Annotated in this window: 21 protein-coding genes; 9 read left to right on the top strand and 12 right to left on the bottom strand. The window is 61.3% G+C overall.

Annotated elements, in window-relative coordinates; translation table 11 throughout:
- Nucleotides 1-509: 509 nt before the first annotated feature.
- Nucleotides 510-1,781 carry a YdcF family protein gene (locus G566_RS0109235; protein ID WP_029131485.1) on the bottom strand — a complete coding sequence of 424 codons (1,272 nt, stop codon included), beginning with the start codon at nucleotides 1,779-1,781 and terminating at the stop codon, nucleotides 510-512.
- On the opposite strand from G566_RS0109235, the gene G566_RS15405 reads away from it, so the two are divergent.
- On the top strand, nucleotides 1,776-1,961 hold the full coding sequence (locus G566_RS15405; protein ID WP_156874477.1) for a hypothetical protein: 186 nt from the start codon (nucleotides 1,776-1,778) through the stop codon (nucleotides 1,959-1,961). The two genes, G566_RS0109235 and G566_RS15405, sit on opposite strands and share 6 nt — an antisense overlap.
- A 457-nt stretch (nucleotides 1,962-2,418) precedes the next feature.
- Here G566_RS15405 and G566_RS14040 read toward each other — a convergent pair whose 3' ends face one another.
- Genes G566_RS14040 through phnF form a run of 4 tightly spaced genes read right to left on the bottom strand, consistent with a single transcriptional unit; the run spans nucleotide 2,419 to nucleotide 6,849 of the window.
- Nucleotides 2,419-4,224, bottom strand: coding sequence for an ABC transporter ATP-binding protein (locus tag G566_RS14040; RefSeq protein ID WP_022680386.1), 1,806 nt, complete (start codon nucleotides 4,222-4,224; stop codon nucleotides 2,419-2,421).
- On the bottom strand, nucleotides 4,221-4,982 hold the full coding sequence (locus tag G566_RS0109220; protein ID WP_029131484.1) for an endonuclease/exonuclease/phosphatase family protein: 762 nt from the start codon (nucleotides 4,980-4,982) through the stop codon (nucleotides 4,221-4,223). The genes G566_RS14040 and G566_RS0109220 overlap by 4 nt, the downstream gene beginning before the upstream one ends.
- Nucleotides 4,983-4,984: 2 nt before the next feature.
- Nucleotides 4,985-6,112 carry an alpha-D-ribose 1-methylphosphonate 5-triphosphate diphosphatase gene (locus G566_RS0109215; RefSeq protein WP_022680384.1) on the bottom strand — a complete coding sequence of 376 codons (1,128 nt, stop codon included), beginning with the start codon at nucleotides 6,110-6,112 and terminating at the stop codon, nucleotides 4,985-4,987.
- Nucleotides 6,113-6,120: 8 nt separating this feature from the next.
- Complete coding sequence (phnF, locus tag G566_RS0109210; RefSeq protein ID WP_022680383.1) at nucleotides 6,121-6,849, bottom strand: phosphonate metabolism transcriptional regulator PhnF; 729 nt, start codon at nucleotides 6,847-6,849, stop codon at nucleotides 6,121-6,123.
- A 162-nt stretch (nucleotides 6,850-7,011) separates the two neighbouring features.
- On the opposite strand from phnF, the gene phnG reads away from it, so the two are divergent.
- The 8 genes from phnG to G566_RS0109170 are packed head-to-tail and all read left to right on the top strand — an operon-like array spanning nucleotide 7,012 to nucleotide 13,506.
- The gene (phnG, locus tag G566_RS0109205) at nucleotides 7,012-7,491 is read left to right on the top strand and encodes a phosphonate C-P lyase system protein PhnG (RefSeq protein WP_022680382.1); all 480 of its coding nucleotides are present in this window, start codon (nucleotides 7,012-7,014) and stop codon (nucleotides 7,489-7,491) included.
- Nucleotides 7,488-8,108, top strand: a complete 621-nt coding sequence (gene phnH / locus G566_RS0109200) for a phosphonate C-P lyase system protein PhnH (RefSeq protein ID WP_022680381.1) — start codon at nucleotides 7,488-7,490, stop codon at nucleotides 8,106-8,108. Before phnG ends, phnH begins: the two co-directional genes overlap by 4 nt.
- A 3-nt stretch (nucleotides 8,109-8,111) precedes the next feature.
- Nucleotides 8,112-9,227, top strand: coding sequence for a carbon-phosphorus lyase complex subunit (locus G566_RS0109195; RefSeq protein ID WP_022680380.1), 1,116 nt, complete (start codon nucleotides 8,112-8,114; stop codon nucleotides 9,225-9,227).
- Nucleotides 9,224-10,171, top strand: coding sequence for an alpha-D-ribose 1-methylphosphonate 5-phosphate C-P-lyase PhnJ (locus tag G566_RS14035; protein ID WP_022680379.1), 948 nt, complete (start codon nucleotides 9,224-9,226; stop codon nucleotides 10,169-10,171). Before G566_RS0109195 ends, G566_RS14035 begins: the two co-directional genes overlap by 4 nt.
- On the top strand, nucleotides 10,168-10,965 hold the full coding sequence (gene phnK, locus G566_RS0109185; protein ID WP_022680378.1) for a phosphonate C-P lyase system protein PhnK: 798 nt from the start codon (nucleotides 10,168-10,170) through the stop codon (nucleotides 10,963-10,965). The genes G566_RS14035 and phnK overlap by 4 nt, the downstream gene beginning before the upstream one ends.
- A gap of 11 nt (nucleotides 10,966-10,976) precedes the next feature.
- The gene (gene phnL / locus G566_RS0109180; protein ID WP_029131480.1) at nucleotides 10,977-11,687 is read left to right on the top strand and encodes a phosphonate C-P lyase system protein PhnL; all 711 of its coding nucleotides are present in this window, start codon (nucleotides 10,977-10,979) and stop codon (nucleotides 11,685-11,687) included.
- On the top strand, nucleotides 11,684-12,808 hold the full coding sequence (locus G566_RS0109175) for an alpha-D-ribose 1-methylphosphonate 5-triphosphate diphosphatase (RefSeq protein WP_207789920.1): 1,125 nt from the start codon (nucleotides 11,684-11,686) through the stop codon (nucleotides 12,806-12,808). Before phnL ends, G566_RS0109175 begins: the two co-directional genes overlap by 4 nt.
- 5 nt (nucleotides 12,809-12,813) lie before the next feature.
- Entirely contained in the window at nucleotides 12,814-13,506 is a 693-nt protein-coding gene (locus tag G566_RS0109170) for a DUF1045 domain-containing protein (protein ID WP_156874476.1), read from the top strand.
- On the opposite strand, the gene phnN is transcribed toward G566_RS0109170, so the two are convergent.
- Genes phnN through G566_RS0109135 form a run of 7 tightly spaced genes read right to left on the bottom strand, consistent with a single transcriptional unit; the run spans nucleotide 13,487 to nucleotide 19,199 of the window.
- Nucleotides 13,487-14,077, bottom strand: coding sequence for a phosphonate metabolism protein/1,5-bisphosphokinase (PRPP-forming) PhnN (gene phnN / locus G566_RS0109165; protein ID WP_022680374.1), 591 nt, complete (start codon nucleotides 14,075-14,077; stop codon nucleotides 13,487-13,489). The two genes, G566_RS0109170 and phnN, sit on opposite strands and share 20 nt — an antisense overlap.
- Nucleotides 14,046-14,696 (bottom strand): LbetaH domain-containing protein, encoded by a 651-nt coding sequence (locus G566_RS0109160; RefSeq protein ID WP_029131476.1) that lies wholly within the window; start codon nucleotides 14,694-14,696, stop codon nucleotides 14,046-14,048. Before G566_RS0109160 ends, phnN begins: the two co-directional genes overlap by 32 nt.
- A gap of 35 nt (nucleotides 14,697-14,731) precedes the next feature.
- Nucleotides 14,732-15,562: a phosphonate ABC transporter ATP-binding protein gene (gene phnC, locus G566_RS14030; RefSeq protein WP_022680372.1), complete on the bottom strand. Its 831-nt coding sequence runs from the start codon at nucleotides 15,560-15,562 to the stop codon at nucleotides 14,732-14,734.
- Between the two features lie 16 nt (nucleotides 15,563-15,578).
- Nucleotides 15,579-16,421 carry a phosphonate ABC transporter, permease protein PhnE gene (gene phnE / locus G566_RS0109150; protein WP_022680371.1) on the bottom strand — a complete coding sequence of 281 codons (843 nt, stop codon included), beginning with the start codon at nucleotides 16,419-16,421 and terminating at the stop codon, nucleotides 15,579-15,581.
- Nucleotides 16,418-17,323, bottom strand: coding sequence for a phosphonate ABC transporter, permease protein PhnE (gene phnE / locus G566_RS0109145; protein ID WP_022680370.1), 906 nt, complete (start codon nucleotides 17,321-17,323; stop codon nucleotides 16,418-16,420). Before phnE (G566_RS0109145) ends, phnE (G566_RS0109150) begins: the two co-directional genes overlap by 4 nt.
- A complete protein-coding gene (locus G566_RS0109140; RefSeq protein ID WP_156874475.1) occupies nucleotides 17,320-18,216 on the bottom strand; it encodes a PhnD/SsuA/transferrin family substrate-binding protein in 897 nt (298 codons plus the stop codon). The genes phnE (G566_RS0109145) and G566_RS0109140 overlap by 4 nt, the downstream gene beginning before the upstream one ends.
- Complete coding sequence (locus tag G566_RS0109135) at nucleotides 18,213-19,199, bottom strand: phosphate/phosphite/phosphonate ABC transporter substrate-binding protein (protein WP_084706830.1); 987 nt, start codon at nucleotides 19,197-19,199, stop codon at nucleotides 18,213-18,215. The genes G566_RS0109140 and G566_RS0109135 overlap by 4 nt, the downstream gene beginning before the upstream one ends.
- Between the last annotated feature and the right edge of the window lie 14 nt (nucleotides 19,200-19,213).

The raw sequence follows: 19,213 nt of genomic DNA, 5'->3' as shown, positions 1-19,213 counted from the left end.
CAATAAACCGCTTACGTTCAGTCAGTTGCGCGATCCGCAACGGGCCGGCGCATGTGTGCCGTGCGCCGGTGCGGCACCACGCGATCAACCACAAGAAAACCGGGCTGGCTGGCCCGGTGATTGCGGTTTGGAAGGGGGGAGTTGGTGCGCCGGACAGAACGAAGCGGATAACGTCTATGTAATTGATTTATTTATATTTTAATAAAATCTCCTCTTGTGGCCCTGCAGCTGATTGCAGTCATCACTGCCCGCAAATGAAGTTAGTTCCATGGATAGCCACTGATATCACCGCCTATCGGGGTCGCAGGCATACCCCACTCTCCACAGCGGCATGCGAACCATCAGCTATCAATGCAAAGCACTATGCTTTTCAACGGCATCAACCTGGCGTGCACGTCAAACTTGACGTGACGTCCCGTTCGTCATCCAGCCTAAACTGGAATTCTCCAGCTCGAAACGGTCCAGAAAACAGGCGGCAGGAAAGGTCGGCCATAGCGTATTCATCTTGGTCAGGGATCGAGCGGATCGGAGGGATCGACATGAAACGCTGCTCGGTCGGGGCGGAACTCAAAGGCGAAAGGCGTGGATGCCGGCGCCACCACCCCCGGCAGCACGCCAGTCTCCGCCCGCGTCCGCTCCTGCAGCACCTTACAGCCGATATATGGGGCCGTCGAAGGGTCGGTGACGATCAGCGAGGGCTGATTGGTGGGGAACCTGGCAGCAAGCAGCAGGCGCGCGCTGTTGCGCAGATTGGTGGTAGTGTGGCGGGCATGAGGCTCGATCAGGATGCGGTCGGCCGGAATAGCGTATTGCGCGATCAACAGCCGCTTCATCTCGATGGCTTCATTGAACGGCGTACGATTAGGATGAACATTGCCGCCGCTGACGATTATGAAAGGAGCGAGGCGCCGGGCGAACAGATCGGCGGCCCGCGCCATGCGGATATGGCCGAGCACGCCGGTGCGCGATTGAGCGTCTTCGGGGCCATGGCCGAACACCAGAAGCGCGGGATACCGATAGTCGCTCCAGCGCGTGCGCCGAACCTGCGCCAAAGCCGCTGTATTCTCGCCGGCCAGCAAAGGGCGAAAGGCGGCGGCGTCGGTGCGCTCATTCAGGCGAAGCAGCCCGATGCCAAAGCGCAGCGACGGGTCGAACACCAGATCATCGGGGCGCGCCGCGGCTTCGGTCACCCGGGCATGGGCATCCAGCACAGCCGCAAATTCCGGCCTTTTCACATCGAAGATAATGGCATCGATTGCCGGATAACGCGGCGGCTCACCAGCTCCATACACTGCGACCAGATGATTGAGGCCAGCTGCGGTATCGGCCCACGCCGCTGCCAACAGTTCGGCATTAGCAAGGGCCGCGTGACGCGCAAAACGGCCGGAGGCGCGCATATGGGTCCGCACCAGCACGTCGGCCATGCCCGGACGCGCCGCCACAGTGCGCAGTGCAGCGGTGACGGTTGCAATGTCTGCCGGTGTCCACGCCCAGGCCTCTGCCAGACAATCGGGCCGCGGGGTGCACGCAGAGGCCGCGGCCACACGCTGCGCCCGCGCCGCTGCCAGTGCCTGCAAGGCGGGATCGGCGCGCAGGGCCGGCGCCCAACCGGGCACACGCCTTATCATCGCTAGCAGCGGAAAGGTCAGCGTTTCCAACGAGTCCACAAATGGCGCAGTATAACCCGGCGGGTCCATCGCCATTACCGGGTATGGCCATGCCACCGCTGAAGACATCGCCAGCACTCCCGCGGCCACACCGATCATGGATGTACTTTGCATGCGATGCTCTCCCCGGGCGGCGGGTTGCAATGCACACCGCTTGACGATGCGCTCTACCACGCCTTGATGAGCATGAAGCGGACATTTTGGCCGAACAGTGGCCAGCGGCAAGCCGCGACGGGGTTTACCAGCAAGAATATGCTGGAAGCCGAGCTGATGCGCGATGCCGCCATTATTTGAAAAGCGATGGGCAAGTTTTCAGGATTTTGGGCGAAGAACGAACGACCGGCGTGCCGATCCTTGTGAACTTCCCACATGCAGAAGTGAGTTTTAAAAGCGCCGACAGCGCAGTCTAGCCTCTCTGACTTATTGCCGAGGTGCAGCGGCATAGGTATTCATTAGCGCTTGCAGGAACGTGTTTTACACTCCCCTATTTTCGGTACGAATTCAGTACGTTTTAAGAAAAAATAAATCTACTTGATTTATTAAATAATGCGCCGGACAGAATTTTATCGATAGTATCTTTATGGTTGATTTATTAATATTTTTATTAATTTGCGTTGTCTGTTTTCATACCAGATTGCAGTTATTACTAACCGCTCAGCGAATTATGTAGCCCGATCGGCGCAGAGACTTCCGCCCATCGGCTTCCACATGCGGCGTAAGCGCGGCAGCCTGCGGGCCGTTTGGAAAGGCTCTAAACGGCCAACTGTGTTTCCATCCCCAATTCGACAAGACGGCGATACTGGCCGGCGGATTGGCTGATGAGGCTGCTGTGGGTTCCCGTTTCGACAATGCCACCTTCGCCAAACACCAGGATAAGATCAGCATCGCGGATCGTGGACAGACGATGTGCGATTGTGATGGTGGTGCGGCCGGTCACCAATTCAGCCAGTGCCTGCTGCACCAGCACCTCAGTTTCGTTATCAAGGCTGGATGTCGCTTCGTCGAGCAGCAGGATTGGCCGATCAGCAAGCAAAGCCCGGGCGATGGCGACGCGCTGGCGTTCCCCGCCCGAAAGCTTGGCGCCGCGTTCACCAACAACCGTGTCATAGCCGTTCGGCAGTATCTCGATGAACAGATCCGCGCGGGCGCGCCGCGCGGCGTCGTGCACCTGTGCGTTGGTGGCATCAGGCCGTCCGTAACGGATATTGTCGGCCAGACTGCGGTGAAACAGAATGGGATCTTGCGGCACGATGGCAATCATCGATCGCAGTTCTGCGATCGCCAAATCGGAAATGTCGTGACCATCAATGCTAATGCAACCGGAATCGATCTCGTACAGCCGCTGAACCAACTTGGTCACTGTCGATTTGCCGGAACCCGATGGGCCCACGAGGGCAACATGTGATCCGGCTGGCACCACAAAGCTGAGACAATCGAAAACTTGTCGGCCCGATGGATAGCTGAAGCTGACGTGGTCAAACTCTATCCGTCCGGCGACTGCGCCAGCCGGCAGGCGCCGCTGGGCATGTTCGGCCCGGTGGTTGGCGATCAGGAACTCAGCTGCATCTTCAAGCTCGGCATAGGCGCGCTGGGTGGTGCGGATATCCTGCCCCAGATTGCGCAAGCTGCCCGACAGCAGCGCAATGGCCGACATGACAAATGCGATGTCGGCCACGCCGGCCTGCCCCTGCATCGCTTGCAATGCCACCAGCGCCAGCACGCCCAGTTGAGTTGCCATCCACAGCAATTGCTGGACCGCGTTTGTATCGGTCGCACGGTCGAAGGAGACCACGGCAACCTGCGCCCAATGGTCCGAAATGCCGCGCAGGCGTTCATCCTCACGCGGTTCGGCACCGAAGGCCTTGACTGTGCTGTTGCCGGCAACGGCGTCGGCTAACGCCCCGGTCAGTTGGCTGTCGCGCGTGGCGGCGGAAACGCTTATCGGGCGCACCCACCGCGTGGCCAGCATCCAGCTGGCTAAGAAATAGACGGTGGCGCCAGCGGTGAACGTCAAACCGGCAAGCGGGTAACGCCAGCACAGGATGGCCCCGACGATCAGCAGGGTCAGCACCGGCTGAAACAATCGCAACACGATGATGTTGCTCAGCATGTCCAGCGCCCAGCGCGCCCGGGAAATGCGATGCACGGTGGCGCCGGCAAAGCTGTTGGCGTGCCAGTCCGCAGGCAGCCGCTGCACCCGCGCGAACAGATCCAGCTGCAAACTCTGCATGGCGCGGGTGGTCAGGCCGTTCCACAGTCGGTCCAGCCATTGGCGCAGCAGGATGGCCGCCGCCATGGCGCTGGCCACGGCGAGCAGCGACTGCAAAATCATCGCCGTGGCAACCCCCGGCCCAATCTGGGCCACCGCACCGGCCAACTGGCCAAGTGCCAGCGGTGTCGCCGTTTCGGCAGCAACCACCAGCAGCAGCAGTGCGATGATGGCCGCGATCCGGCCACGCTCGGTCAACCAGTAACGGGCAAAGGCCGCCAGCGTTTGTTGCCAGCTCAAGGTGGTGGTGCGCCGTGGCACATGTGAAATGCCTGCAGTGCCGCTCATGACAGTCGTTCCAGGTTGCAAAGGATGGCAGGATGATCGCTCGGGCCTCCTGGCAAGTCTTCCGGGTCGGGCGGCAGCATGATCTGGCGATCATAACGCCAGCATTCGCCCAGCGCCGGGAACAACAGCACATGATCGATGGCGCCGCCAACCCGGCCGCCGCTTGCAGCCGTTTGTGCCTCTGCAACACATTCTGGGTGCAACCGTGGATGTTGAAACAGGCCGGCCAGTTCCGGGGCGGCGGCCGTCCCATTGAGATCACCCATAAACAGCGTGGTGCAGCCGGGATCGGACAGCAGCGCGGTCACGGCCGCATCAGCTTGCGCGCGGCGCAAGGACTGACCGTCGGCAAGGTGCGTGAAGTGGGTGCAGCCAATGCGCAGTGGCCGGCCTTCCCAGATTAGGTTGGCGATCAGCAGGCGACGCTCACCGTCCCTAGGGTCTTCGGGCAGGGCAATGCACGTAGCAACGGAGTGATGCTCTTTGGTCAACAGGGCAAGATCAGAGCGGCTGTCGAGCAGTCCGGTACCGTGCAATCGCGGCTTCCCACGCTGTGCAGCCCTCGCCAACTGGAGGTTGCAGCGATGAGCAATCTGACTTGCAACATCGATGTCTGCTGCCGGCGCAAAAAAACACTCCTGCAGGGCAATGATGTCGGCATTCAAGGCCACCAGTCCGGACAGGATGCGCCGCATGCGATCAGCAAAGCGGCCGTCGTTCTTCCAAAGGTTGAACGACACCGCGCGCAGCACGGCCATCCTCAGGCCTGCCGGGTGCCGGCGATCCACACCCCGCGCACGACGGGCAGGTGGCCGTGCAGGCTGACCCGTAGCAGATCGGCACGTTGGCCCGGTGCAATCTCGCCGCGGTCCACCAGCCCCAACGCATGGGCCGGCACCTTGGAAACGGTTGCCACTGCGGCGGGCAGCGACCAGCCATGCGGCGGTTCGGCCAGGCGAAACGCACATTCGATCAGGCTGCGCGGCACATAATCGGATGCAAAGCCATCAAGCAGGCCTTCCTCGGCCAATTCGGCCGCGCCGACATTGCCCGAATAGGAGCCACCGCGCACCAGATTAGGCCCGCCCATGATGTTGATCATGCCCCGGCGGCGCGCTTCGGCTGCCGCTTCGTGCGTCACCGGAAACTCGGCGATCACCGCACCGGCGTCTTGTGCGGCCGCCACATGCTCGGCTGTCTCGTCGTCGTGGCTGGCGAGCACGATGCCGTGGCTCGCGGCCGAGGCCCCAACATGGCCCCGGTGGGCGTCAGCATAAGCCGCCTGGTTCTCGCGCCGCTGGGCCAATCGCTCGGCCACTTCACCTTCGTCTAGTTCGCTGCGCCAATTGCGATTCAGGAAAAATTCGAGATCGCGATATTGGCGCTGGCCGGGCGTGTGATCCATCAGCGAGGCCAACCGGGTCATCGGATGAGCCATGAATTCGTCGACCAACTCCGGCAGATGCGGGGCGGGCAGCTCGCAGCGCCAATGCACGAAATGGTCGGCACGCAGCGCGCCAGACGCCCGTGCCGTGTCCACGCCGCCCAACAGTCGGCGCAGATTGGTCAACCCGCGCGCTTCACTCTTGTTCCACGACCCCAGGGAAAAGCTGTCGAACACGGTGGTGACGCCGCTGGCGATGCAGACGCCATCGTGAGCGATGGCGGCGGACACCGGATCCCAGTCAATATTCGGGCGCGGAAAGAAATGGCGCTCCAGATTGTCGGTATGCATATCGACAATACCAGGCGTTACAAAGTCACCATCAACATCAAGGCCTACACTTGAAAAATCACCTTCTTTTATTTCTTGAATGATGCCGTTTTCGATGATGACCGAGCCATGGACGACGGCTTCCGCTGTAACGATACGCGCATTGGTGATCATCTGCATACTCATGAACCTGAAGCTCCGTTGGGTTCGGGTGTGGGGGGCGACTGCATGACCAGTTCAACGCGGTCAGCTGCCAGACGCGCTTCGCCGTATTCGAGGATGGCGCCATCCAGGTCCACATTGGTAGCGCGGGTAATGATCAATGGGACATGCTGCGGCATGCCCAGCAGTTGGGCTTCGCCTGGTGTCGGCAACCGGGCATGGATCCGGGTGCGCAGCCGCACATAGTCATGAATGCCAATTGTAATGAGCGTTGCCGTGATCGAGCCGCACTGTTCGTAGACCTCGGCAAAGCCCGGCACACGGACGGCAACGAAGTAATGGTCGCTGATCCCGGTTGCCTGCCCATCCACTACAGAAAGCCGCTGAAGGCGCAGCATTGCCGTGCCTGCCTTTACCTCGAGTTCCCGGGCGACGTCGGCCGGCCCGGGGATCACTTCCAAACGCAGTGTTTGGCTCGAATGAACTGCACCGGCCGCTCGCACCGACTGGCTGAAACGGGTCCTCTGGGTGATCGGCATCTGAAACGTTGATCGGGAAACATAGCTGCCGCGGCCCTGGTGGCTGATGATCAAGCCCTTTTGCACAAGCCGGGACAGTGCCCGCCTCACCATGTGCCGGTTGACGTAATATTTTCGGACAAGCTGCTGTTCACTCGGCAGTTTGTCGCCTGGTGCCAGCCGGCGCTCAGCGATGGCCCGCTCTAGATCGGTCGCTATCGTGTCCCACATCCCCGCTCGCCCTCCAGAGCCCGGAATAATAAGGAATCATGACAGTAACATTTAAGCGGCAACAAGTTTTAAATTAGTCATATTTCTGCAACGTTGATTTGTATTGAGCTGACTCTTTACTTTTCTATAAAAGGTTTTGGTGTTCCTTGGGATATATTCGTTATGGCTGAGAGCGAAATGCAACAAGGGCAGGAGGTTGTTGAGGCGCGGCAGCGGGCTCATGCGCTTGTGGCCCGTAATCCTCAGGAGACGGTGCGCGCATTGTTCGAATCGTTGCCCGATTTGCCGGCTACCCAGCGGCTGCGGCCCAGCGAAACCGGGTTGATCATGGTGCGTGGACGTATCGGTGGTGATGGTGCCCGTTTCAACCTGGGCGAAATGCCTGTCGCCCGCGCGACCATGCAGATCGCCAATGGCACTGTTGGGGTCGGCTATGTGATTGGCCGGGATCACGACCACGCCGAATTGGCGGCGCTTGCCGATGCCATGGTCCAGGATCCGGCGTGGCGCGATGTTCTTGAACAACACATTCTGGTGCCGCTGGCCGAACAACAGGCCGCCCGCGAAGCGCTGGAGGCGCGCAAGGCGGCAGCGACCAAGGTGGAGTTCTTCACGATGGTACGCAACCGGGGGCCGAAATGATTGCTGCGCAAGCGCTTACCGATATGGCGCCGGGTTTTGCCGATCTGGCGCTTGATGCGCAGCGAACCTTTCGCCGCCTGATGGATTCCATGGCCAAGCCCGGACGCGTAACGGATCTAGATGTACTGGTCTCACCGCCCGTGCCTGGTTTTGAAGCGGCCGGAGCAATTGCGCTGGCGCTGCTGGATTTTGAAACGCCAGTTTGGTTCCCGGATGACGCTGACGGCCGCCGTCTGGCAAACTGGGTCCGGTTCCATTGCGGTTGCCCCGTCACCACTGATCCTGCTGCCGCCGCCTTTGCTCTGGCTGGGCCGCACAACGTGCCGCAGATTGATCATTTCAACGCCGGCGATGCCAAATACCCGGAAAGGTCGACGACACTGCTGATCGTCTGTCCGGCCCTCGTGGGCGGAGCGGCAATCGATTTGACCGGGCCCGGTATTGCCGAACCGTTGTCCATTGCGCCGGCGGGCCTGTCTGCGGCGTTCTGGGGCGCGGTGGCGCAGGATCGTGCCCGGTTCCAGCTCGGTGTCGATCTCGTGTTGACTTGTGGCACTCAGATCGTCGGTTTGCCGCGATCAACGCGGATTTCACCGTCTTCAGCCAAAGGGAAATGAACCATGGCCTATGTCTCCGTAAAAGGCGGTGAGCGGGCGATCGACAACGCCCATCGCTGGCTCGACGAAAAGCGCCGCGGCGATCCTGGTGTGGCCGAGATCGAAGTTGCCCAGATCCGCGAACAACTGTCGCTGGCGGTTGACCGGGTCATGGCCGAAGGCAGCTGTTACGATCCCGAACTGGCCGCCCTGGCGCTGAAGCAGGCGCGCGGCGATGTGACCGAAGCGATCTTCCTGCTGCGCGCCTACCGCACGACCTTGCCGCGATTTGGCATGTCGCAAGCCGTCAGCACCAAGGACATGGCTGTCCAGCGGCGGGTTTCGGCTGCCTTCAAGGATATTCCTGGCGGCCAGATTCTCGGCCCGACCTTTGATTATACCCACCGGCTGATCAACTTCGATCTGGCCGACACCGGTCCCGACACCAAGGCCACCCTCGCCAGCAAGCCGCTGGCTGACCAGATGCCCACGATCGCTTCCGTGTTTGCGCACGAAGCGCTGCTGGAAACACCGGAAGCCGATCCAGCGGACGGAAGCGAACCCTATGACCTGACTCGCGAGCCCATGGCGTTCCCGGCCGGGCGTGACCAGCGGCTTCAGGCGCTGGCCCGCGGTGACGAGGGCTTTCTGCTAAGCCTCGCTTATGCGTCGCAGCGCGGGTGGGGCAACACCCACCCCTTGTGCGGCGAAATCCGCATGGGCAACGTCGTGGTGGAATTTCAGCCCGAAGAGTTGGGATTTCCCATCGAAGTGGGCGAAATCACTGTCACCGAATGCCAGATGATCTCGAATTTCGAGGGTTCGGCAGAACGCCCGCCGCAATTCACGTTCGGTTATGGACTGGTGTTTGGCCACAATGAACGCAAGGCCATGAGCATGGCGATCGTTGACCGCGCATTGCGTCATGCCGAAGTGGGCGAAGCGCCCGCTCACGCCGTACAAGACGAGGAATTTGTCCTGTATCACAGCGACAATGTCGAAGCGTCGGGCTTCGTGCAGCATCTCAAGCTGCCACATTATGTGGACTTCCAGGCCGAGCTTCAGTTCATCCGGCGCCTGCGCCGGGAATGGCAGGCTGCGCGCGCGCCGGGCGATGGCCTTTCGGAGGCAGCAGAATGACCATTGCAAATCAGAGCAACCGGCGCGCCTATAACTATGCCTATCTTGATGAGCAGACCAAGCGGATGGTGCGCCGCGCCATTCTCAAAGCCATCGCCATCCCCGGCTATCAGGTGCCATTTGGTTCGCGCGAGATGCCGGTGCCTTATGGCTGGGGCACGGGCGGCATCCAGTTGACGGCCGCGATCATCGGGCCCGACGATGTGTACAAATGCATCGACCAGGGTGCCGACGACACCACCAATGCCGTTTCCATCCGCCGCTTCTTTGCGCGGGTTGCCGATGTAGCCACCACCGAACGCACGCAGGACGCCAGCATCATACAGACCCGGCACCGCATCCCTGAGGCGCCGCTGGGACCGGGCCAGATCATGGTCTACCAGGTGCCTCAGCCCGAACCGCTGCGCGGCCTTGAACCGCGCGAAACTGAAACACGGGCCATGCATGCCTATGAGGAATATGGCCTGCAGTATCTTTCACTCTATGAAAGCGTGGCAGCTTTTGGTCGCATTGCCGGCGGGGCAGGCTACCCGGTGCTGGTAGACGAACGCTACTTGATGTCGCCGTCGCCAATCCCAAAGTTCGACAATCCAAAACTGCATCAGAGCGAGGCACTGCACCTGTTTGGTGCTGGGCGCGAAAAGCGGGTTTATGCGGTGCCGCCTCACACCGATGTGCGCAGCCTGGATTTCGAAGATTATCCTTTCGAAGTGCAGAGCTGGGATGAGGTCTGCGGGCTGTGCGGCTGCGGTGAAAGCTACAAGGACGAGGTCATTCTGGATGATGCGGGCAACCGCATGTTCGTTTGTTCCGACAGCGCATATTGCGGCGATCGCCGCGTCGCCGGCCATGCCGGACCGATGGCTGGCCACGCGCTGGACGGCCTGGCAACCGGCGACGACAACACAGATGATGACGCCGCCGCTGTGGGGATCGAGGCATGACCGTCATGACACAGGTTCAATCGGACGGGCCGCTGCTGTCCGTAAAAAGTCTGCATCACTACTTCGGTCCGCTTGCCGCGTGCCGCAATGTATCGTTCGAACTTCGCCGTGGTGAGATTCTCGGCATTGTCGGTGAAAGCGGGTCGGGCAAGACCACGCTGCTGCGTTGCCTTTCGGGCCAGTTGGCACCCACCAGCGGGGAGGTGCTTTTTGCCAGCCGCCGTCACGGGTTGACCGATATCTTTGCACTTTCGGAGCAGGATCGCCGCAGAATCAGCCGGGAAGAGTGGGGCTACGTCCACCAGAATCCGCGGGATGGTCTGCGCATGCGGGTGTCGGGCGGTGCCAATGTTGCTGAGCCAATGATGATGAATGGCACCCGCCATTATGGCCAAATGCGGGCGCTTTCGCTGGATTGGTTCGCACGGGTGGAACTCGACACCGCCCGCATCGACAACAAGCCACGCACCTTTTCGGGGGGCATGCAGCAGCGGCTGCAGATCGCCCGCAATCTGATACATGGTCCCAGTTTGGTGTTCATGGATGAACCCACCGGCGGGCTGGATGTGTCGGTGCAGGCCCGCCTGCTTGATCTAATGCGCGCGCTGGTGCGCGACATGGGCCTAGCAGCGATCATTGTAACCCATGACATCGGCGTGGCGCGGCTGCTGGCCGACAGGCTGCTGGTGATGAAATCGGGCGACGTCGTGGAACATGGCCTGACCGATCAGGTGCTCGATGATCCCCAGCATGGTTACACCCAGTTGCTGGTGTCTTCCGTTCTGCAGATTTGAAGGGGCAAACGATGCACCAGAACGATCAGCCCGCCATCCGCATCACCGGTCTTGGCAAAAGCTTCACGCTTCACAACCAGGGCGCTGCCGTGGTTCCGGTGTTCGCCGATGTCTCGCTGGAAGTTCGCAGCGGCGAGTGTGTCGTGCTTGCCGGCGCTTCGGGCATGGGAAAATCCACATTGTTGCGTTCGATCTATGCCAATTATTTGCCGTGCGCGGGCAGCGTCGAGATCAGCCACGACAGCCAGTTCGTGGACATCACACGCGCCCCACCGCATCTTGTGCTCGACGTAAGGCGGCGCACGATGGGCTATGTCAGCCAGTTCCTGCGCGTGATCCCGCGCATCCCGACCTTGGCTCTGGTCATGGAGCCCTTGCTGGAAAATGGCGTGGACGCAGCCGAAGCCAGGGAACGTGCCGAAACCATTCTTACCAAACTGAACCTGCCGTCCACGCTTTGGCAGCTGCCGCCGGCGACATTTTCCGGCGGCGAGCAGCAGCGGGTGAACATCGCCCGCGTGATGGTGCGCGAATATCCCGTGCTGCTCCTCGATGAACCCACGGCGTCCCTTGATGCGGCCAACCGGGGCACGGTCGTGGCGTTGATGAACGAGGCCCGCGCGCGCGGCACCGCGATGGTTGGGATCTTCCACGACGAAATTGTGCGCGAACAGGTGGCCACCCGCTTGTTTGACGTAGCGCGTCACCGCGCGGCCGCATGATGACCGCAATCGTCGCCGCGACCACGATGCACCAGCAGGTTCTGTTCAGTCGTCGGATCGTCCTTGCTGATTGCTGTATCAGCGGTGAAGTTGTTGTTCGCGGCGGTTTCATCGCTGAGGTCGTGGAGACCGCAGATCCGTCAGGGACGGCTGTCGATCTGGGAGATGACCTGCTGATCCCCGGACTAGTGGACATCCATACCGACAATCTGGAAAAACATTATCAGCCGCGTCCCGGTGCCAATTGGGATGATCTGGGCGCGGTAATAGCGCACGATGGGCAGTGTGCAGCCGCCGGCATTACCACTGTGCTCGATTCCCTCGCCCTGCATGGTGAACGCAACGGGCTCGACCGAGCTGCCGCTTTTCCCAAGTTGGTTGCTGCGATTGACCAGTGCACGCGCGACGGCCTGCTACGAATCGACCATGGCCTGCATTTGCGTTTCGAGGTGACCAAGTCAGCGATCCTGGATATTGCCGCGCCTTACCTCGATCATCCTCGGCTGCGGCTGTTGTCGCTGATGGATCACCGCCCCGGCCAGCGCCAATTGCACCTGAAATCGCCGTCTGATCAGACGGTGGATGACACCGAAATAGCCGATCTGTGCCGCCGTAATCGACGCCACTTAGCCGACATCTGTCATGCGCAGGGCGTTGCCCTAGCCGGTCATGACGACGCCACGCTTGAACATATTGCCGAAGCAGTGTCACTTGGCTGCACCATGGCCGAGTTTCCTGTGACCCAAGTGGCCGCTCAGGCTGCCCGCCACGCCGGTATGACGATCGCCATGGGGGCACCCAATCTGGTGCGTGGCGGTTCCCATTCCGGCAATCTATCCGCCAAGGCTGCCGCGCAGGCCGGCCTGCTCGACATTCTGGCTTCAGACTATATTCCGCTTTCCATGATCCGGGCGGCATTCTTGTTGGTCGAACCAGACCAAGGCTTTTCGTTGCCCGATGCGATCGCAACAGTAACTGACAATCCGGCGCGCGCTACCGGCCTGACAGACCGCGGGCGAATTGCGCCGGGCCTGCGTGCCGATCTTGTGCAGGTGCGTTGGCAGCCGGGCCGTTGGCCGCTGGCACTTTCCGTGTGGTTGGCCGGCAACCGGGTGGCCTGAAGCCGATGCCTGAACGTTTTGCCATCTATTACGCCCCGGATTGCGAAAGCGCATTCTGGCAGCGCGCGGCTGCCTGGCTGGGACGCGACGCGGCCACCGGTGTTGTGCTGCCACAGCCGGTTTTACCGGGGTTCGATGGCCAACGTTTCGAGGCCTTCACTGCCGATCCGCGTCACTATGGCTTTCATGCAACACTGAAGGCCCCCTTTGCCCTCGCAGAAACGGCGACACAGGCTGATCTGATCGCTGCGGTGGCCATGCTTGCGAGCACACATCCCGCCTTTAACGCAATCATCGAGCCTCAAGCGATGGGCAGTTTCATCGCATTCAGGCTCGCCGCGCCGTCAACATCGATGCAGGCGTTGCATGAATCAAGTGTTCGCCTGATTGATCCGTTTCGGGCTCCGCTCACCCCGGCAGATATGGCCAGGCGCCTGCGTGCGCCCTTGACCGATCGCCAGCATGAACAACTTGCTGCTTGGGGTTACCCTTATGTCTTTAACGATTTCCGCTTTCACATGACGTTGACTGGCCGGATCGAGAATAGTGGAGACCGGCAGCAGTTGCTCGATGCCGCCATCCAATATTTTGCGGACGATTGCGGACAGCATCAGGTGACTTCGATCAGCCTGTTTCATCAGCCCGATACCAAAAGTCCATTCACGATATTGGCGCGTTTCACGCTGCCGCAGCCCTGACCGCCGACACGAATTTCGCGGCTGCAGCCTCAAGTGTTCCGTCATTGTCGATGATCGTCACATCTGATCCTGTGGGCTCGGCTGGTGGCAAACGCGCCAAACGGGCAGCGATTTCGTCAGCTGTTTCGCGACCGCGACCGGCAATGCGTCTGGCCAGAACCTCCAGCGGTGCCGTTACCCAGATAACCGCTACGCGCGCAAAGCGCTGTCGGGCCAGCTCGATCGCGCCGCGCGAGACATTGCACAGTACGGTCTGCCCGCTTGCCAGCGCTGCACCGATGGCCGTTGGAATGCCATAGCCATGACCATTGGCTTCCCACCAAAGCGCATAGGCCCCGGCATTGCAGCGCAGTCGAAATTCGTCGGCGGTCACCGGGTTATGGGCTTCACCGCCCGAGCCTGCCGGACGCGTGACATCCCGAGTTGGAAACACAAAGCCGGTATTGCCAGCCAACACATGTTGAGCCGCGGCCAGCAGACTGTCCTTGCCGGCGCCTGACGGCCCCACCACCAACACCAGCACCCCAGGGCGGACTGCTTCAGTCATGGCGGGCGATGAAATCAGCAGCATTCAGCCGGCGGAAATCCTCCAGAGCCGCTGCCAGCCGCGCATCATCCCAATCCCACCAGGCCAACGCCAGCAGCGCTTCGCGCAGCGGCTCTTCAAAGCGGAAGCGCAGGATGCGGGCCGGCACACCGACCACGACCGCAAAGGGCGGCACGTCTTTCGACACAACCGCGCCAGCGCCCACAACGGCGCCAGTACCGATGGTCACGCCAGCCAGCACCGTGGCGCCGTGGCCAATCCAGATGTCGTGGCCCATGACAACACGATCTGCACGGCGCCATTCGAAGAAATCGGCGTCATCATTATCGGCCAGATCGTATGAAATGGCCCGGTAGCTGAAATGATGCTGCGCTGCACGCCATGTCGGATGGTTGCCTGGATTGATCCTGACATCGCGGGCAATCGAGCAGAATTTGCCAATATCGGCATAGGTAGCGCTGGAGTCGCTGACGATATAGGAATAATCGCCGAACGCGACTTCACTCAGCTGGGTTCGCGCTCCCACCCGTGTCCAACGCCCAAGGGCGCAGTCGACCACGGAGGCCTCCGCATCAATCTGCGGTTCTGGCCCCCGGTTGACGGAATGGGGCCGAGCGGGAACTTGGCGTGCAACATAGGCCATGCCGCGTTCTGCGGCTGTACCAGCAAGGCGGCTGCTCATCGCGCCACCACCTTCTGTGCGGGCGTCGCCAAGAGCGGCTCCATGATCGGCAAGGCCTCTCTTCTCTCAGGCGAGCTTGCATCTTCAGGATCGACCGTGACGCCATAAATTGCCGCGACGGCCCGATCAGTAAGGCTGCTGACAGGGCCGTCAAATACGATGCGTCCCTGGTTCATGCCGATGATCCGCTGGCAATAGCGGCGGGCGATGTCGATGGAATGCAGGTTGATCAAAACGGTCAGCCCGCGCGATCGGTTGATGTCGAGAATGCTTTGCATGACGATTTCGCTGTTGACGGGATCAAGCGATGCGACCGGTTCGTCTGCGAGCAGAATTTCCGGATCCTGCACCATGGCGCGCGCGATGGCGACGCGCTGCTGTTGACCGCCTGAAAGATATTGGGTCCGCTTAAAGGCGGCTTCAGCCATACCCAGTCGGTCCAGCTCAATGACGGCACGCGCCCGCAGTTCCGGTGTGAAATAGTTGGCCAGCGACGGCAGCACCGGCCGCGTAGCCAATGTGCCCAACAAAACGTTGGTGAGCACATCAAGGCGCGGAATGAGATTATAATCCTGAAAGATGATTGCGGCCCGGCGGCGCCAGTTCCGCAAGTCGCGGCCCGTGTAGGCAGACACGCAAGCGCCCTGCCAATGGATACTGCCCGCTTGCGGCGTATACAACCGGTTGATCAAGCGCAACAAACTGCTCTTTCCAGAGCCTGACCGACCGATAACGCCAACCATTTCGCCGCCGGCAATCGACAGCCGCGCGTTGTCAACCGCCACCACGTCGCCAAAGCGGCAGACCAGACCATTAACTTCGAGCATGGAGACCCTTCCCCGTTCAGATCAGCCGCGCCCGCAGGCGCTGCGAAACCTCGTCCAGCAAACCGACGATCACGATGTACAGGATCGTGATCAACGCCACTTCGTCGAAGGCGAAGATGCGGATGCGCTCGTTGAGTTCAAAACCGATGCCGCCGGCACCAACAACACCTACCACTGCGGCGGCGCGGAAATTCTGTTCGAGGTAATAGAGGCACTGGCTAAGGCAGACTGGCAGGACCTGGGGCAGCATACCAAAACGTATCACCAACGACCCACTCGCACCCGTCGCCTGCAAGGATTCGCGCTGGCGACGATCGACACTCTCGATGGCTTCGGCAAACAGCTTGCCCAGCCGCGGTATGTCGGCAAACGCCAGCGCCAGCACACCCGGCAATGGCCCCAGCCCACACGCTGCGACCAGGATCAGGGCCCACACCAGTGCAGGGATGCCCCGGAACACATCCATCATCCGCCGCACGATGAAGTGGATGGCCGCATTGGATACCAGATTGCGTGCACCCATCAGCCCCAGCGGCAGGGCGCCCAAAATGCCCAACAATGTCCCCAGCACGGCCAGGCCCAGCGTCTGCGCGATCGCGAGCAGTAACCGCGACCACTGCCCACCGGCGCTTGGTGGCCACATGGCAGCCAGTATGCCGCCCAGCTTGCCAATGCCATTGGCCAGCACGTCGGGTCCCAGATCAAGATCGATGCAGCAAGCGATAAACAGCGCGAAGGTGGCCGTCGCAATCGCCCATGGTTGCAGCCGCTCGCGTAACGGTATGTCGATTGCGCGCGGCACACGGGCGCGGGCGCGGGCGATCATATCGGCAGGCGACAGAGCCACTGTGTCGTTCACGCCATCGCTCCGATCAAGCGGTGGCGCAGCCGTTCCGACACAAGATCAATGACCGTGATGCAGGCAATGATCAGCAGCAGGATGGCCAGATAGGTATCGAATTCGGTGAAGCTGATGGCGCGCTGCAACTCCACACCGATGCCGCCGGCACCGACGATGCCCAGCGCCGCGGCCGCTGACAGATTCAGCTCCAGCCGCAGTAGCCAATACGATACCAGTTGCGGCAACAATTGTGGAATGACGCCAAAGCGCATCTGCAACAGCCAGTTGCCACCCGTGGCAGCAATCGCTTCCACTTCACGAATCCGGGCGTTTTCCATGCACTCGCTGAACAGCTTGCCAAGCGAGCCCGTGGTGCTGACGATGAGGGTCAGGACGCCGGCCACCGGCCCCAGGCTGAAGGCCGACGCAAAGATCAACGCCAAGATCACATCCGGGATCGTTCGGGCCGCATCGAGGCTGCGGCGTATCAGCACCCGCAGCGGCCGGTTCGCGTTGAGATTGCTCGCAGCCAGAAAGGACAACGACAGTGCAAACACGCCACCAACCAGCGTGCCGACGATGGCCATGGCGACGGTTTCGCGTATGGCCACCAGCCACAGCGGCAGATCATAGAACCAGCTGGCCAGTGAACCATCTGTGTTGCGGCTGGCAAACAGCGCATCGGCTCGCAGATGCGGGGTCATCCGATCGACGAAGGTCGCCACGCGCTCGCCCCAACCAAGACCGACAGAACTGTTACGCAGCTCGCTCAATTCCAGCGAGACCGCCAGCAAGGCAGAAACCAGCAACAGCCAACCGAGATTCTGCAGGCGATGCGCAAGCCGGCGTTTTCGCCAATCCTGTTCGAACACGGCAGCACGGCGGCGATCCTCTGCATCAAACAGGGCTGAAACGCTCATTGCCCTGCCGGTTCCAGCGCCGTTGCCTCAACAGGTGTGATCTCGCTCCCGCCCGGGGCCAGCCAGGCAGCAATGGCGGGCTGTTCCAGAAACAGTGCGATGTGAATGCCCACCAATCGCGCCCAGCTTTCCGGAGCGATGTTCCGGCTAACGCTCCATGCCACTGCCACCGGTTCCCGACCGCGCCACACCTCGCGCAGGCCAGCACAGGGCGTTTCGTCCTTCTTGGTGCCGCGGCAGTAACGGTACCATTCGGCCCCGCCAACAGCAGCCGCATCGCCAGCGCCGCTGCGCAGTGCGGCGGCAGCGGTTTCCGCATCGGGCTGGGCGCTTGCTGCCGCAAGACTGGCGGCGGGAAAACCCGCGCTTGTCAGGATCCGGCGCACACCATCCAGAATATCGCTATTCTCCCGCGACAGGATCAGCCGCGCCCCCACGCGGCCGGCCGCGGGCGCCAGATCAGCCAAGGTCCGGGCCGGCGCTGCTTCGCGCACCACCACCACGGCAATGGCCCGGCCTGGCGCCGTGTCGGGACGCACGGCGAGGATCGGACGGATCTTTTCCGCCACCGGCGCCAGGCCGGCCCTGTCCACTGGGCCCATCTCGATGCGGCCATCGGCAATGGCCGCAGCAATGGCACTATATTCCGCCATCGGGCACAGCGAGACCGGAACTTCCATGCGCGATGCCAGGTGCTGCACATATTTGCGCTGTGCTGCGGGCCATTCCGGCGCATCCGATCGGCACGGCGATGCGGCCGGCGCCAGTATGCCGATGCGCAGCTGTTGCAGTGTCGGCGGACGAGCTGCACCGGCTTCGGTATCCTTGCTGCTGCCACCGCACGCGACCAGCATCAGCGCAGCAACAGTGCCCACGACAAGACGAGCCATCATTCGCCGGATCCTGATCGCCGCTGGCTGATGTCCTCGGCCCGAATGGCCATGATATCAGCGTAGTCGGCCCGGCTAACGGGGTGGAAATCATTGCCGGGTGCCTGCCCCATGCTGGCCCAGACATCGGGCTTTTCATACGGCAGCATGGCAAGCGCGCCGCGCAGCACATCGGCAAACGCCTGCGGCCGATCGGTGCGCATCACGTAAGGTGAGTTGGGCATCGGGCCTGCTGTCCAGATGATCCGCATCTCATCAAGATTAATCAGCCCCCGACGAGCCAAACTGACATGGTTGCCCGTGGCAAAGCCGGTTTCCGGCGTTCCGGCGCTGACGGTGATCATCGCTGCATCCACTCGGCCATTCATCATGGCAAGCAGGGCCTGCGTGCCGCCGCCAGCCATGATCGATTTTGCGAAGAACCGTTCGGGGTCAATTCCTTGCTTGATCAACTCATGCCTTGGATAGATGTAACCAGACGTTGAATTGAAATCGATGTAGGCGATTGTCTTGCCCTTGAGATCGGCCAAGATGCGGAACGGAGAAGCCGTCCGTACGGCCAGGGCGGAATAATAGCCCGTGTTGCCTTCGGCTTGCCGGACCAACAGAAACGGCAACGCCTTGCTGCCCACTTGGGTATCGACATTGGCATAGCCTCCGGCGCCCAGCAGGGCGAAATCCACTTGGCCGGATGCAACGGCTTGGATCACGCCGTTGTAATCCGATGCTTCGAACGTTTCGACGGGAAGCCCGGTGACGGCCTGCAGGTGGCTGCGATATCCTGACCAGGTGGCAGCAAAGGCCGGATCGGCCTCATCGCCCCGTACGGCAGCCCGGATCTTGCCCATGCGCTGCTGCCAGCTTCCTTCGGGAAAGGCTGGCGGCTCGTCCTTGGCGCATGCAGCCAGCGACACCGACCCGATGCAAAGCACGGCGAGGGCGACCAAATGTTTGGAAAGTCTGATCCCCGATCCCATGAGTTTCATTGTTACCGAACTCC

Source organism: Sandarakinorhabdus limnophila DSM 17366 (genome assembly GCF_000420765.1).
Lineage (GTDB): Bacteria > Pseudomonadota > Alphaproteobacteria > Sphingomonadales > Sphingomonadaceae > Sandarakinorhabdus > Sandarakinorhabdus limnophila.
The sequence above is the reverse complement of the archived record's forward strand: the minus strand, read 5'-3'. Positions and strand labels throughout refer to the sequence as shown.